This is a genomic window from Paenibacillus mellifer (assembly GCF_023195895.1).
GTDB lineage: Bacteria > Bacillota > Bacilli > Paenibacillales > Paenibacillaceae > Fontibacillus > Fontibacillus mellifer.
This window is the reverse complement of record NZ_JALPRK010000046.1, coordinates 1-1,520: the sequence shown is the minus strand read 5'-3', so window position 1 is coordinate 1,520 and position 1,520 is coordinate 1. Positions and strand designations below refer to the sequence as shown.

General features: G+C 51.6%; 1 protein-coding gene. It reads right to left on the bottom strand.

Annotated features, from left to right (window positions below; all coding sequences use genetic code 11):
* Positions 1-87: 87 nt before the first annotated feature.
* Positions 88-1,448 (bottom strand): IS1182 family transposase gene (locus M0651_RS23890; RefSeq protein ID WP_248554153.1). Its coding sequence is split into 2 segments (ribosomal slippage): positions 88-878 and positions 878-1,448, totalling 1,362 coding nucleotides; the frame shifts between segments, so codons are not numbered across the junction.
* Between the last annotated feature and the right edge of the window lie 72 nt (positions 1,449-1,520).

Here is a 1,520-nt window from a genome sequence, read left to right as displayed (position 1 = left end):
TCAGATTGTCGAGAAACCCAGTGTCTTGTACCAAGACGCCTGGGTTTCTCTGTTGTTTAGGGGTAGAAAAGGGTTGTAGAGGGGGATTTACCCCTGTATAACCTTCCTTTCTAGATGGAGGGCAATCTTCTTCATGTTCTGCACGGTTGCCGTCATCAACGCCTGCTCCGTCGCATTGCGCAGCCCCCGCAAACGGCAATAGCGAAACCCGTGGAGTTGTTTGGCATCCGCGAAGCTTCGCTCAATGGTCTCTTTTCGTTTCCGGTACAGCTTCTTGCCCGACTTGCTCAGCCGGTTCAGCCGCACGCGTTCCTTGCTGCCTTCCCATACATGCCGGGTCACCACCTTGCGGTGGTTCCGCGAACGGGTACACTTGTCCAGCATCGGGCAAGCTGCACATTGCTTGGGATCAGATGCATAATGCCGGTACCCTTCCCGGTCGGTGGTCTTGTAGGGGAGTTCCTGCCCTTGTGGGCAGACATAAAGATTCCGCTCGGCATCGTACTTGAATTCATGCTTGTGGTACAACCCCTGTGTGGGATGAAAACGACGGTGGGCGATCACGCCAAAAATCTTACGCTTCTCTAGTCCATTGCAAATCGGTGCTGTCAGATAACCAGAATCCAGTGCAACCGCTTCAACCTTGAAACCAAAACGTTCAGCCTGCCGGTCTAGACGATCTAGATACGGAACAGAGTCATGCACATTGCCGGGGGTGACAAAGACATCGGTAATAAGGTTGTACTTCGCATCGACCGTACGGTGGTCCAGGTAGAAGAAACCTTCCGGCTTGCCCTCCCGTACCATGTAGCCGCTGTCCGGGTCGGTCGTACTGACCTTCACTTCCTTGTCCTCGTTCACCTCCTCTCTTGGTTTCAGGGCTTTTTTCCGTTCGCCCGCCGGTCCGCCTCCACCGCTGCGTTCAGTTCTTCCAGATAAGCTTTTGTGTTCTCCTCCACCTGCTGACGAGTGTATTTGTGCTTGTTGGCGTTCGCTTTGACGTGGGTCGAATCGGAGATCAGCACCCGTCCGCCAACCATACGGTGCGAAATGGCCTGCAATACAATCTCGTCGAAAATGTCCTGAAAGATGGTCGTGTCCTTGAACCGAGTCCGCCGATTCCAACTGATCGTGGAATGATCAGGAATCCGGTCAGTTAGGCCGAAGCCAAGAAACCAGCGGTACGCCAGATTAGTCTGAATCTCCTTTTCCAGTTGCCGTTCTGAGCGGATGCTGTAGAAATAGCCCAGAAAAATCATTTTGAACAGCACAACCGGATCGACTGCTGGCCGGCCGTTATCTTCACAGTACAGGGGACGCACTTTCTCGTTGATAAACGTAAAATCGATGTACTTATCGATTTTACGGAGCATGTGATCTGCGGGAACCAAGTCTTCAATAGAGACCAATTCATAACTCTGTTGTTTCTCACGATTAGGGCGTAACATAGCGACACCGTCCGTTCCTCATTAGTTACCTTATTATACCATATTAACGCGGTGTCGTGTTAAATAAAATGA